Here is a 12,564-nt window from a genome sequence, read left to right as displayed (position 1 = left end):
CGGCCGCCCCAGCCCGCTCGCACCCGGCCTGACCTGGGCGTTCTCACCGATTGTCCGGGCTCGCGCGACCCGGTTCCGCCCGGGCGCCGCCGCGCCGTCAGCCGGGTCGGCGCGGCGGCGGGGGGCGGGGCTCACTTCGCGTAGCCGATGTCCTGGAAGCGCGGGGCGGCGAAGCCGAAGGAGCCGATGTTGACGAGGGACTTCTTCGTGGCGACCAGCTCGGGCCGCTGGTACAGCGGGATCGAACCGGCCGCCGCCCAGATCCGGGCGTCGGCCTTGTTCAGCGCCTCGCGCGCGGCCTTGGGATCGAGGTCGGAGGCCGCCTGGTCGAAGAGCTGGTCGACGCGGTCGCTGCCGACGCGGGTGTAGTTCTGCCCGACGCTCAGCGAACCGTCGGGGGCGGGCTGCGGCTTGGCGTAGACCGCCCGGGCGTCGGTCGACGGGTAGGCGGTGCCCGGCCAGGAGTACAGCGCGAGGTCGTAGTCGCCGGCCTCGATGTGGTCCTGGAGGTAGCTGTCGTCGGCGACCTTCTGGACGGCGGTGGCGATACCGATCCGGGAGAGCATCGTGGCGATCCGGTGGCTGACGGTCCGCAGCTCCGCGGAGGCGGGGCCGTCCGGTACGACGAAGTGCAGGGTGAGCGGTTTGCCGTCCTTCTTCACCGCGGGCGTCTGCGCCGCGATCCGCTGCTCGCCCGCCTTCTCCGCGCCGCCCGCGGCGGTGTCGCCGGGGGCGCCGCCGTGACCGGCCTGGGCGTCGCCGTGCGCGGGCTGCGGCGACCCCCGCCCGGACCGGCCCGTACGCCAGCCCGCGTCCGCGAGCAGCGTCTTCGCGGCGTCGGTGTCCGTACCGCCGACGGCGTCGCTGTGGTCGGCGTACCCCTCCTGCCCGGACAGCAGCAGATGGCTGCCGAGCGGCGTGGCGGGCAGCCGCAGCGGTTTGAGGACGGTGTCGGCGAGGGCCTGCCGGTCGATGGCGCGGGCCACCGCGCGCCGCACCCGGTCGTCGCTGAGCGGCCCGCTGCCGCCGTTCAGCGCGAGCTGGGTGTACGCGGGCCGCAACGCGCGGCGGACGGCGTAGCCGCGCAGCGTTCGGGCGGCGGCCGCGGCCCGGGCCTCGGCGCGGGCCGCCTCGGAGCCACGGGCGGCGGCCTGGGCGCGCACGGCGTCGGCGGCGACCGCGCCGCGCGGGGCGGGCTCCTGGTCCGCGGCGTCCTGCCCCGCCTCGGCCCGGGCGCCCGCGTTGCCCGCGTGGACGCTCTTGGGGACACCGGCGGGGGCGGCGCCGCCCGCGTCGTCGATCTCCTTCGCGACGGCCGCGTCGACCTCCGCGACATCGACGTCGCCGGAGCTGAGCGCGTCGGCCCGCTCCCCGCGCGGTACGGCGCGCAGCTCCAGCCGGTCGAGCTTGGCGGGCGCGCCCCACCAGTGGCGGTCGCGCTCCAGGGTGAGGGTGCCGTCGTCGGAGTTCCGGTCGCCGACGGCGAACGGCCCGGCGGTCACCGGGAGCCGGTCGCGAGCGCCGTCGTTGAAGGCGTCGGCGCCGGCCATGACGGACTGCGGGTAGAGCGGGGTGAAAAGCGCCCGCCAGTCCGCATAGGGCCTGGCGAAGGTGACCTTGACCTCGTGCGGCCCGGCGCCCTGTTCGACCTTGGCGATGCGGTCGTAGCCGGTGTTGCGGGCGGTCCAGTACGCGTGGTCCGTGCCGCGCAGCGCCTTCCACTGGGCGACGAAGTCGACGGCGCCGATCGGGCGGCCGTCGCTCCAGCGGGCCTTGGGGTTGAGCTTGTAGACGACGACCTGCCGGGGCTCGCGCGTGGTGACGTCGGCGGCGGTGAGGTAGTCGGCGTTGCGCTGCGGGGTGCCGCTGCGGTCGAGGGTGAAGAGCGACGGCAGGACGGCGCCGGTGACCCGGTCGGTGGCCGCGTCGGCGTCGGTGTGGAAGGCGTTGAGGGTGCCGGGCAGCGCGTCGACCGCCCAGCGGACCGTGCCGCCGTTCGCGACCCGGCCGCGCGGCGCCGCCGCGATGTCCTGGGCGAGGCCCGAGGCGCCGCCGCCGTCGTCGTCCGCGCACCCGGCCAGGACCGGCAGCGGCAGCAGCACCCCCGCCGCGAGGAGAACGGCGCGGCGCCTGCGGCGCACGGCGCGGCCTGGGCTGACGTGGTCGGTCATGGCTGTTACCTCCGGGGCTCGCCGACGCCGCGCCGAGCCGCCGTGACACATCCGGCCCACTTAGCGGCTCATCACATCTATGGCACCCCCCACTGAAGGCGACCCGGGACGGCCCGGCCGCCCGACACGGCGGCGCCCCGGGGCAAGGCCACCCGCCCGGCGCAAGAAGCGGGGGGCGGGCCTCCGGAACGGCACGGGAGCGGGCGCCTGCGGCCCGGAACGGCGGCCCCGGCGTCCGAGCGGCCCGCCCGCCTTTCCCGCCCCGCCGCGACGCGCGACACTCGGGACGTAGGAGGTCGTCCCCGCGCTCCGGAGACCTCGCCCCGGGGCCCGTCGACCTTCCGGACGACGTTTTCGGCAGAGAGGGCGGACCATGTCCCTTCACGACGAGCTGACGGCGGCCGAACGCACCCTGGACGAGCTGGTACGCGCCGTGGAACGGCTGGAGCGACGGCTCGGCGACGGGCTCGACATCCGCCGGGTACGCACCGACACCGACCACCTGGGCGAGAGCCTGCGCCTGCTCCGCGCCGGGGCCGGCACCGCCCGCACCACCGCACCCGACGGCGACCGCGTCGTCCCCGTCCCCGACACCCCGTACGACAGCGCCCTGTGGTCCGACGCGGAGGACGAGGGCCTGGGGGCGAAGGACCGGCACGCGCCCTGAGCCGGGCGGGGGCCGGGGCCGGGCCGCGGGAGGCGCGGCCGGGCCGGCCGGCCGGCGGGACGCGGCGCGCCCCGGGCCGGCTGAGCACCACGTACGCGGAACACCCCGTCCTACGGGGCGCCCCGCCGCTAGAACAGGCTCAACAACGCCTCGGTCGGATCCGGCGCCGGATGGTCGCCGTCGGGCAGGGCGAGTTCGAACCACACGGTCTTGCCGCGCGGGGTGCGTCTGCTGCCCCAGCCCGTGCTGAGCAGGCCGACCAGCTGAAGGCCGCGGCCGCCCTCGTCGGTGTCGCGGGCACGGCGGCGGCGCGGCTGGGCGAGGTCGGCGTCCCACACCTCGCACACCAGCGACCGGTCGCGCAGCAGCCGCAGCCGGATCTCGCCGTGGCCGTGCCGCAGCGCGTTGGTGACCAGCTCGCTGACGAGCAGCTCGGTGGTGTCCACCAGCTCCTCCAGGCCCCAGTCGGTGAGCTGGTCGCGGGCCAGCTCCCGCGCCCGCGCCACCGACCGGGCCTCCGGCGCCAGGCTCCAGTCCCCCACCGCGTCCTTGGGCAGCCCGTGCACCCGGGCCATCAGCAGCGCGATGTCGTCCTCGCCGTGCGAGGTGTCCAGGGTGGACAGGACGTGGTCGCAGGCGTCCTCCAGCGGCCGGCCGGCGTCCGACAGCGCGCTGCGGAACGCCTCCAGGCCCTCGTCCAGCGGATGGTCGCGGGACTCCACCAGGCCGTCGGTGTAGAGGGCGAGCAGCGCGCCGTCCGCCAGCTCCACCTCGGTCTCCTCGAACGGTTCGCCGCCCACGCCCAGCGGCATGCCCGGCGGTACGTCCAGCAGCACCGCGTCCGCGCCCTCCTCGACCAGCACCGGCGGCAGATGCCCGGCGTTGGCGAACGTACAGCGGCGGGCGATGGGGTCGTAGACGGCGTAGACGCAGGTGGCGAGGTAGACCTCGGAGAGGTCGGCGGTCCCGGCGGCATGCGGGACGCCGGGGGCGGTGGAGCGGCCCGCCGCGGAGCGCTTGCCGCCGCGGCCCTCACCGCCGCCCAGCCCGCGGGCGACCTCGTCCAGCGCGGCCAGCACCTCGGCCGGTTCCAGGTCGAGGAGGGCCAGCGTGCGGACGGCGGTGCGCAGTTCGCCCATGGCGACGGCGGCGCGCAGCCCGCGGCCCATGACGTCGCCGACGACCAGCGCCGTGCGGTGGCCGGGCAGCTCGATGACGTCGAACCAGTCGCCGCCGACCTCGGTGGCGGTGGTGCCCGGCAGATAGCGGCAGGCGATGTCGAGGCCCGCGGCCTCCGGGTCGCCGGGCGGCAGCAGGCTGCGCTGGAGCATCAGCGCCCGCTCGTGCTCGCGGCGGTAGAGCCGGGCGTTGTCGATACAGACCGCGGCGCGGGCCGCCAGCTCCACGGCGAGGGCGGTGTCCCGCTCCCCGAACGGCTCGCTGCCCTTCGTCCGGGAGAACTGCACCAGCCCGACGACGGTGTCCTGGGCGACCATCGGCACGGCGAGGGTGGAGTGCACCACGGCACCCAGCTCGCGGCCCTCCTCGCCCTCCCGGCCGGGGACGATCTGCGCCTGGGCGGTGCGCAGCGCGCCCGCGCACGGGGAGTTGAAGGGGTAGCGGTGCACCGCGCCGACCGCGACCGGCCCGCCCTCGGGCGCAGCGGGCATGGTGGCGAGCGGCGCGTCGGAGACGGCGCTGGCGAACGCGACGCGGCGCAGCTCCGCGCTGCCGTCGCTCATCCCGGGCGGCGCCTCGTCGCCCGCCAGCAGCCCCTGGTAGAGGTCGACGGAGGCCAGATCGCAGAACTGCGGGACGGCGACGTCGAGGAGGGTGCGGGCGGTGGTCTCCAGGTCGAGGGAGTTGCCTATGCGGGCGCCCGCCTCGTTGAGCAGCGCGAGGTTGCGGCGGGCGTTGGCGGCCTCGCGTTCGGCGCGGCGGCGCCCGGTGACATCGGAGGCGAGCGCGGCGACGCCGATGGGGCGGCCGCTGGCGCCGTGCAGGCGGTAGAGCGAGAGCGACCAGCGGCGCCGGTCCTCCGCGCCGGGCACCACGCCGACCAGTTGCATCTCGGTCACCGCCTCGCCGGTGTCCAGCACCCGGCGCAGCGCCACCGTCATCCGCTCGGCCTCGGCCCGCGGCAGGAAGTCGTACGGGGTGCCACCGCGGTACTTGCTCGCCGGGCCGCCGAAGACCGTGGCGAACCGCTCGTTGACGCGGAGCAGCCGCAGCCGGGTGTCGAAGAGGGTGAAGCCCATCGGGGATTGACCGAATACCGCCTGCGCGGCGGCGAGGTCGGTCTCGATGCCGCGCAGCGCCCGGACGTCGACGACGAGACAGAGCGCGGCCCGCTCTCCGGTCTCCTTCGCGGACGGCATGACGTAGATCTCCGCGAGCCCGTCGGCCTCGCCGCCGTCCGCGCGGCGGTAGGGCACCAGGCCCGTCCACTCCCGGCCGTCGAGGATCCGGGAGACCGCGCGGTGCCCGGTCTCGCGCAGCTCGCGGGGGACGAACGCCTCGACGGGGTCCTTGCCGACGGCCTGCGCCGCGGAGATGCCGAGCATGTCGGCGGCCCGTTCGCTCCAGCCGTCGATGCGGCCGTCGGGCCCGAGGGAGAAGGACGCGAGCCGGATGTAGTCGTAGATCGACCCGGGCCGGCTGGACTGCCACACCGGCGGTTCCTGCGCCACGCGCGCAGGCGGGACGAGGACCGGGTCGGCCTTCCCGCCATGACCTGCGGTCTGCGCGGGAACCGTCCCGCCGGATGACAACTCGCTCACGAGCCCCGTCCCCTCCAGCTCATCGTGCCCGGACCGGACCTGCCGAGTAAATCAGCACCTCGGCACTCCGGAACACGGTCTTCACGATCACAGCACAGTCTCGATCGCGGCCCCGGCACGGTTTGTCGACGAATGCGCAACGACGCGCGGCGACCGGATCCACCTGTCTCCTAACCAGCCACCGACAGCTCGAACCACACGGTCTTGCCGCTCTTCCCGCGCCGCGAGCCCCAGCGCCGCGAGGCGCGGGCGACGAGTTGCAGTCCGCGTCCGCCCTCGTCATCGGGGTCGGCGGCGCGCTCCAGCGGCGGATCGGGCAGCGGATCGGAGACCTCGACGAGGAGTCCGCCGCCGAGCCGTTCCAGCCGGACGCCGATCGGACCGCTGGCATACGTCAGGGAGTTGGTGACCAGTTCGCTGACGAGCAGGACGGCGATGTCCGCGACGGACTCCAGGCCCCAGTCGGCGAGGGTCGTGCGGACCGTGGCCCGCGCGGTGCGGACGGCACCGGGCTCGGCGGGGAAGCTCCATTCGGCGACGGGGAACGCCCCGGAGACCGTGTCACGACGGCGGACTGCGGCGTGTGCCGATTCGGAGGCCCCTGCCGCTGCGCTGTCGCTCACGCCGATCACTTCCCATGGTGCGATTGCCCACCACACCCGCCTACAAAAGGTTCAATCAGGACATACCCGATAATTGCCCGCCCGTACCGCCTGCGCGCGGCCACTCGCGCCACCCGGACGAACCCCTCCCCCGGCCGGGTTCCGTCACCGCGGGCCCGACCAGCCACCGGCGGCCCGTCACGCTCAGAGCGGGGTACGCCCACCGGGCACGGTGCCCCGCGACGGCGGACGCGGCGCGGCGCCGCCCGGCACCTCGCCCTCCCGCAGCCGCCGCATCGCCTCGGCGACGGCCGGACGGTCCTGGTCCAGCCAGTCCACCGACAACTCCTCGTCCGGCTCCAGCCAGCGCAGCTCGTCGTGATCCTGGAGCGGCCGCGGCTCGCCGGAGACCAGCTTGGCGGCCCACACCCGCAGCACGAACCCGGGGCGAAGCGCCCACTCACCGGCGATCGGCTCCAGCGGCTCCGCCTCGACGCCCAGCTCCTCGCGCAGCTCGCGCACGAGCGCCTGCTCGGGGCTCTCGCCGTCCTCCACCTTGCCGCCGGGCAGCTCCCAGCGACCGGCCAGCGCGGGCGGCGCGCTGCGCCGGGCGGCCAGCAGCCGCCCTCGGTCGAGCACCGCGCCGCCCACCACCACACGCACCGTCGTCATACGCGGCAGCCTACGGCGCACACCACGCCCCGCAACCCGCTCAGCCCGTCGTCACATCCATCTTCTCCACCACGTAGAGCTGCTGGTCACCGTCGCCGTCGAGGCGCCCGGCGACCCGCTCGGCCTCCGCGCGGGTGGCGTACCGGCCCACCCGATAGCGGTGGCCGCCTTCGTCCTGACGAATGACGAGCCAGGGCAGCCGCGTCCCACCGTCACCCATCACACCGCTCCATCCGCAGTACCGCGCGCCATTCCGTGCCCCTCCCGGGCCGATACCGAAACCGCATCCTGCATATGCCCGAGCCTACGCCCGACCTTCACGCAGCGGATACGGAATGGCACAAAGAGAGACGGAACCGGCCACCCGCGGGCCCCCGGCGAACCGGGAGGGCCTGCGAGTGGCCGGTGGAGCCGTACGGCTCGGTGGTGCATCGGACCGGGGCCGGGCCCCGGGGCGGCGCGGGTCAGGCGTCGCTGCGGACCTTGCCGTCCGAAGGGCGGTCGTCGTCGGGACCGTCGCCGTCACCGGAGCGCTGGGCACCAACGGTGACCACACCGGAGGACTCCTCGGCCTGCTCCGCCGCGCGCATCTCCTCCTCGACCGCGATCAGCGAGGGGTTCCGCCACGAGCTGCGCACGCCCCAGAAGTAGAACGCGAGGCCGATGAGGACGACCACGACGAGGTCCAGGCCCTCCGGCAGATAGCCCTTGCCGCCGAACTCCTTGCCGCCCGCGTACGAGACGAACGCCATCACCAGCAGGTACGCCACCATCCAGGCGCCGGCCTTGAGGTGCGGGCGCAGCGCGGCCCACGGCTTGCGGCCCTGGGAGAGCGGCTTGCCGATCTCGTACCAGGCCCAGACCGGCAGACCGACGGCCATGATCAGGATGACCTTGCCGGTGAGCGGCCAGCGGCCCCAGTACAGCACCAGCGAACCGAAGACCATCGCGATCGGGGCGATGACCGGCATCACCTTCAGCTGCACCGGCCGCTTCAGGCCCGGCGACAGACGGCGCAGCGACATCACGGCGACGGGGCCGGTGATGTACGAGATGACCGTGGCGACGGAGACGATCTCGGCGAGCGAGCCCCAGCCGCGGAAGACCGCGAGGAACAGGAAGGCGATGACGAGGTTGAGCACCAGCGCCGGACGCGGCACACCGGTCTTCTTGTCGACCTTGCCGAAGATGCCGGGCAGGTGGCCGTTCTCCTGCACGCCGTGGATCATGCGCGAGGTGGTGGCGGCGTAGATCATGCCCGTACCGGACGGCGAGATGAACGCGTCGGCGTAGAGCAGCATCGCGAGCCAGTTCAGGCCCCAGGCGATGGCGAGGTCGGCGAGCGGGGAGTTGTAGCCGAGACCGGCCCAGCCACCGGAGGAGGCGAGCTTGTCGCCGGGCACCGCCATCAGGAACGCGATCTGGAGGGCGACGTAGATCACCAGGGCGATGACGATGGAGCCGATGACGGCCTTCGGCAGCGAGCGGCCCGGGTTGCGCGCCTCGCCGGCGAGGTTCAGCGGCGACTGGAAGCCGTTGTACGCCCAGACGATGCCGGAGACCGCGACGGCGGTGAAGACCGAGCTCCAGCCGTTCGGCGTGAAGCCGCCGGCGTCCTTGATGTTGCCCGTGTCGAAGTGCGCGATCATCAGCGCGCTCGCGGTCAGGATCGGAACGACGACCTTGAAGACCGTGATCGCGGTGTTGGTCTTCGCGAACAGCGTGATCGCGAACCAGTTCAGGAAGAAGTAGAAGATCAACAGCACGCTGGCGAGCGCCACACCGGTGCCGGTCAGCTCCTTGCCGTCGTACAGCGCGTGGGCCCAGCCGAAGTCCCACGAGCTCATGTACTGGACGGAGGCGGTGGCCTCACCGGGGATCACGGAGACGATCGCGATCCAGTTGGCCCACGCCGCGAGGTAACCGGCGAGCGAGCCGTGGGAGTACTGGCCGTAGCGGACCATGCCGCCGGCCTTCGGGAACATCGACCCGAGCTCGGTGTAGGTCAGGGCGATGGTGAGTGCGACGACCGCACCGATCACCCAGGCGAGGATGGCGGCAGGACCGGCGATGGCAGCGGCCCGCTCGGCTCCGAAGAGCCAACCGGAGCCGATGATGGATCCGAGACCAGTGGCGGTCAGGGCGATGGTCCCTAGGGACCGGCGGTAATTGGAGTGCGAGCCCTGCTCCGCGCTCGGGGTCTTCGTCGTGCTCACGTGCTTGGTCTCCTGGTCTTCCCCCGTGCCGTGCACAAACTTCGCCATCGTAAGAGGCGAATCGGATGATCGGAATCCCCCACCCGGCGAAAAGCCCCGCCCCAGCGAGCAGGTGTGACTATTCCCACGACACGGTGCAGCCGACAAATAACAATGAATGCGGACAACGAGCCCGCATGAAACTGGTGTTACGGGCGGTATGAGAACCCATCCCGAGGCCCCACGTCCGTCTCCCCCGTCACCCTCTTCGCTTCCTCCCGCCCCCGTCGCGCCGGGCCTATCTGACCGGCAGGTGATACGTCACGCGGTGCCGGTCGGCGAGGGTGACCACATCGGCGGTCTCCACGGGCCGCCCCCCGGCGAAGTACGTCCGCGAGATGACGAGCACAGCATGGCCCGGCACACCACCCAGCACCATGACTTCTTCGGCCAGCCCCGGCCGGGCGCCGATCTCCTCCACGACGTTGTCCACCACAACATCGATGGCCGCCATCCGCTCGACCACTCCGCGCCCCGCGAGCGGCCCCTCCTCGGGCAGCATCACCGGCGTCCGGCCCGTGATCTCCAGCGGCTCCCAGGACGTCGAGACCATGACCGGCTCGCCCGCCGCGCGGTAGACGTACCGCGTCCGCATGACCCGCGCGCCCGGCTCGATCCGCAGCCGCCCGGCGACCGCGCCCGCCGCCTCCTCCTGGCGGCTGCTCGACTCCCAGCTGCCCGTGACCCGCTCGTCCGTCTGCTCCTGCCGGAACGGCGTGCAGGACGGTCCGGCGTGGTGCCCGGCCCGGGCGATACGGCGGTGGGCGGGGCGCTCGCGTACATACGTGCCGGAGCCGGAGCGTCCCTCGACGAGCCCCTCGGCCATCAGCACCTTGCGCGCCTCCAGCGCGACGGTGTCCGAGACCCCGTACTGGGCACGGATGCGGGCCTGCGAGGGGAGGCGGGTGTGCGGCGGCAGCACGCCGTCGACGATCTTCTGACGCAGGTCGCCTGCGACACGGAGGTACGCGGGCTGCTCACCGAAAGACACGTGCCCCTCCCAACAGCTTGGCAGTCGGTAACAGCGTGGCAACTGCGCGTCGCCACCCGCAACCTTGGGCCAGGAAATCGCCCAATGTGATGATGCCCAGCTCATCCCGCATAACGATCAAGGAAATGGGTGACGGGGACGCCGCGGGGGCCGCACGCCGAGGGAGACCCATGACCGGCAACGCCACCCCGCTCCCCGCCCTCCCCGACGACTGGCACCGCGCACTCGCCGTCGTCGCCCACCCCGACGACCTGGAGTACGGTGCCGCCGCCGCCGTCGCCGAATGGACCGCCTCCGGGCGCACCGTCACCTATCTCCTGGTGACCCACGGCGAAGCCGGCATCGACGGCCTCGCCCCCGGCGAGTGCGCCACGGTCCGCGAGGCCGAGGAACGCACCGGCGCCGCCCTGGTAGGCGTCGACACCGTCGAATTCCTCGACCACCCCGACGGCACCCTCACCCCGACCCCGGCCCTGCGCCGCGACCTCTCGGCCGCCATCCGCCGCCACCGCCCCGATCTGCTCCTCACCCTCAACCACCACGACACCTGGCCCGGCGGCCACTGGAACACCCCCGACCACCGCACGGTGGGGCGCGCCACCCTGGACGCGGCCACGGACGCGGGCAACCGGTGGATCTTCCCCGACCTCGTCACGGAGGAGGGCCTGCCCCCTTGGAACGGCGTCCGCCGGGTCGCCGTGACCGGTTCCCCCGCACCTACGCACGGGGTGGAGGTGAGGGCCGGCTTCGATGCCGCCGTCGCCTCCCTGGCCGCCCACCGCAGCTATATACGAGGGCTCTCCGACCCTGACTCCCTCGCGCCCGATCCCCATACCTACGCCCGCGACTTCCTTGACCGCACGCTCCCTCCGACGCCTGAGGGAGCGGCCCGGATCGTCCGCTTCGAGGTGTTCTCCCGGTGAGGACCGGGGGTCCCAGCTCGCACAAATGGGTCGCCGCTTGCACCGGAGGTGGCTGAAATTGGACCTACCGCCAGCGCTTCAACGAACACACCCCACCACTGGACCCACAACTCCAGGCAGAAACCGCCGAGTTAGGGACTTTCAAAGGCCGCCCGGGGCGCGGCAACCCCGCAGATCAAGGACCAGTGATCGCCTTGATCGTGTACGGGTACGACTCCTGCTGCCACGTGGTCGTGAACACGGCCGTCGGGCGCGCTGCGACCTGCGGCACGCGACCGTCCGTCGTGAGCGTCTTCGCGCTGCCGAAGGTGCCGGAACGGCTGATCAGCCGGGCGGTGGCCTTCGTGACGCTGTACGGCGGCGTGGAGATGGCCGTGGTGGTCTGCGACGCCAGCATGCCGTCGCCGTCGTCGTCCAGGGCGAGGTCGGGGCGGTCGCCGGCGCCCAGCGACGTGATGGCGCCGAGGGTGCCGCCGGCGGAGAGTTTGCGGCCGTACAGCTCGCGCTTGCCGGCGTTGTTGCGTACCCACACGATCATCGAGTCGCCGTCCAGGTCCGTCCCGAGGGTGTGGTGGAGGTCCACGTTCTCCGTGGATGTCGAGATACGCAGCGGGTTCGACAGCGCGCCGGTGTGGCTCCAGCGCGAGGCCCAGACCTGCGAGCGGTCGCCGCCGCCGGAGTGGTAGCTGATCACCGCGTCGCCGTCCCGGTCCACGCCGACCCGGACCATGCCGAAGCCGCCGTACGCCGCGATCGGCGTGGTGAGCACCTTCGCCGCGGAGATCGAGGTCGCGGTCATCCGCTTGGCCACCACCTCGGAGCCGCGTACCCAGGCGACGACGAACTGGCCCTTGCGGTCCACGCCGATGGCCGGCGGCTCCGCCGAGCCTGAGCCGAGTGTGTGCACCGCGCCAAGCGTGCCGTCGAGCTTCAGCCGACGGGCCACCGCGTACCAGCTGCCGTCGCGGATCTCCGTCCACGCCACCATCGAGCTGCCGCCGGGCGTCACGGCGACCGAGGGCGTGGTTGCGGGCGACCCGGGGGTGGAGAGCATCTGCAGCGAGCCGACGAGGCTGCCGGAGGACGCGACCCGGCGGCCGACGACGGTGCTGTCCTGCTGCCACACCACGGACGAGTCGCCGGTGTCGTCGGAGTCGGCCTGCACCCAGCTGATGGCGCGGCCGTCCGGGGACAGGGTGCGGGTCGCGCCCAGGGTGCCGTTTGCGTACTTCACCCGGGTCTGGACGCGGAAGTAGGAGCTGTTCGCGTTGTCCATGGCCGCCCAGGCGAGCAGCGCATCGCCGGAGCGGTCGATGGAGACCTGGGGGCTGTCCTGGCCGGACCAGCCGGACGCGGTGACATTCCACGTGGACGTCCACGCTGCGTCGGGGGGGGGGGGGGGCCGGGGCGGGGGGGGGCGGGGGGCCCCGCCCCCCCCCCCCGCCGCCGCGCCGCAGCGGGGGGGGAGTGAACAAACAACTACACACACGCCACCACAACTCG

At 73.5% G+C, this 12,564-nt stretch carries 10 protein-coding genes; 2 read left to right on the top strand and 8 right to left on the bottom strand.

The window, feature by feature from the left end; translation table 11 throughout:
• Positions 1-131 precede the first annotated feature (131 nt).
• Complete coding sequence (locus tag ACFWWQ_RS07270) at positions 132-2,171, bottom strand: ABC transporter family substrate-binding protein (protein ID WP_384591510.1); 2,040 nt, start codon at positions 2,169-2,171, stop codon at positions 132-134.
• Between the two features lie 373 nt (positions 2,172-2,544).
• Between ACFWWQ_RS07270 and ACFWWQ_RS07265 the strand changes: the two genes are divergently transcribed.
• Positions 2,545-2,838 carry a hypothetical protein gene (locus ACFWWQ_RS07265; RefSeq protein ID WP_384591507.1) on the top strand — a complete coding sequence of 98 codons (294 nt, stop codon included), beginning with the start codon at positions 2,545-2,547 and terminating at the stop codon, positions 2,836-2,838.
• 128 nt (positions 2,839-2,966) lie between these two features.
• On the opposite strand, the gene ACFWWQ_RS07260 is transcribed toward ACFWWQ_RS07265, so the two are convergent.
• The 6 genes from ACFWWQ_RS07260 to ACFWWQ_RS07235 form a co-directional block, all read right to left on the bottom strand.
• Positions 2,967-5,618, bottom strand: a complete 2,652-nt coding sequence (locus tag ACFWWQ_RS07260) for a SpoIIE family protein phosphatase (protein WP_384591504.1) — start codon at positions 5,616-5,618, stop codon at positions 2,967-2,969.
• Positions 5,619-5,788: 170 nt separating this feature from the next.
• Complete coding sequence (locus tag ACFWWQ_RS07255; RefSeq protein WP_384591501.1) at positions 5,789-6,250, bottom strand: ATP-binding protein; 462 nt, start codon at positions 6,248-6,250, stop codon at positions 5,789-5,791.
• Between the two features lie 174 nt (positions 6,251-6,424).
• Positions 6,425-6,892, bottom strand: coding sequence for a (deoxy)nucleoside triphosphate pyrophosphohydrolase (locus ACFWWQ_RS07250; protein WP_384591498.1), 468 nt, complete (start codon positions 6,890-6,892; stop codon positions 6,425-6,427).
• A 40-nt stretch (positions 6,893-6,932) separates the two neighbouring features.
• Positions 6,933-7,112, bottom strand: a complete 180-nt coding sequence (locus ACFWWQ_RS07245; RefSeq protein WP_384591496.1) for an SPOR domain-containing protein — start codon at positions 7,110-7,112, stop codon at positions 6,933-6,935.
• Between the two features lie 244 nt (positions 7,113-7,356).
• Positions 7,357-9,108 carry an APC family permease gene (locus ACFWWQ_RS07240; RefSeq protein WP_384591493.1) on the bottom strand — a complete coding sequence of 584 codons (1,752 nt, stop codon included), beginning with the start codon at positions 9,106-9,108 and terminating at the stop codon, positions 7,357-7,359.
• A gap of 277 nt (positions 9,109-9,385) precedes the next feature.
• Positions 9,386-10,138, bottom strand: coding sequence for a GntR family transcriptional regulator (locus ACFWWQ_RS07235; protein WP_384591490.1), 753 nt, complete (start codon positions 10,136-10,138; stop codon positions 9,386-9,388).
• Positions 10,139-10,308: 170 nt separating this feature from the next.
• Between ACFWWQ_RS07235 and ACFWWQ_RS07230 the strand changes: the two genes are divergently transcribed.
• Complete coding sequence (locus ACFWWQ_RS07230; protein WP_384591487.1) at positions 10,309-11,061, top strand: PIG-L deacetylase family protein; 753 nt, start codon at positions 10,309-10,311, stop codon at positions 11,059-11,061.
• Positions 11,062-11,236: 175 nt separating this feature from the next.
• Here the strand turns inward: ACFWWQ_RS07230 and ACFWWQ_RS07225 are convergent, their stop codons facing one another.
• The gene (locus ACFWWQ_RS07225) at positions 11,237-12,337 is read right to left on the bottom strand and encodes a hypothetical protein (RefSeq protein WP_384591484.1); all 1,101 of its coding nucleotides are present in this window, start codon (positions 12,335-12,337) and stop codon (positions 11,237-11,239) included.
• Positions 12,338-12,564 lie beyond the last annotated feature (227 nt).

This window comes from Streptomyces sp. NPDC059080 (genome assembly GCF_042739975.1).
In the GTDB taxonomy this organism is placed as follows: domain Bacteria; phylum Actinomycetota; class Actinomycetes; order Streptomycetales; family Streptomycetaceae; genus Streptomyces; species Streptomyces benahoarensis.
Note: the sequence above shows the minus strand (reverse complement) of the source record. Positions and strands in the feature narration are given on the sequence as shown.

Excerpts from the sequence above, each read along its gene's own strand:
- ACFWWQ_RS07270 (WP_384591510.1), bottom strand. The coding sequence starts at position 2,171 with ATGACCGACCACGTCAGCCCAGGCCGCGCCGTGCGCCGCAGGCGCCGC.
- ACFWWQ_RS07265 (WP_384591507.1), top strand. The coding sequence starts at position 2,545 with ATGTCCCTTCACGACGAGCTGACGGCGGCCGAACGCACCCTGGACGAG.
- ACFWWQ_RS07250 (WP_384591498.1), bottom strand. The coding sequence starts at position 6,892 with ATGACGACGGTGCGTGTGGTGGTGGGCGGCGCGGTGCTCGACCGAGGG.
- ACFWWQ_RS07245 (WP_384591496.1), bottom strand. The coding sequence starts at position 7,112 with ATGGGTGACGGTGGGACGCGGCTGCCCTGGCTCGTCATTCGTCAGGAC.
- ACFWWQ_RS07230 (WP_384591487.1), top strand. The coding sequence starts at position 10,309 with ATGACCGGCAACGCCACCCCGCTCCCCGCCCTCCCCGACGACTGGCAC.
- ACFWWQ_RS07225 (WP_384591484.1), bottom strand. The coding sequence starts at position 12,337 with ATGGACAACGCGAACAGCTCCTACTTCCGCGTCCAGACCCGGGTGAAG.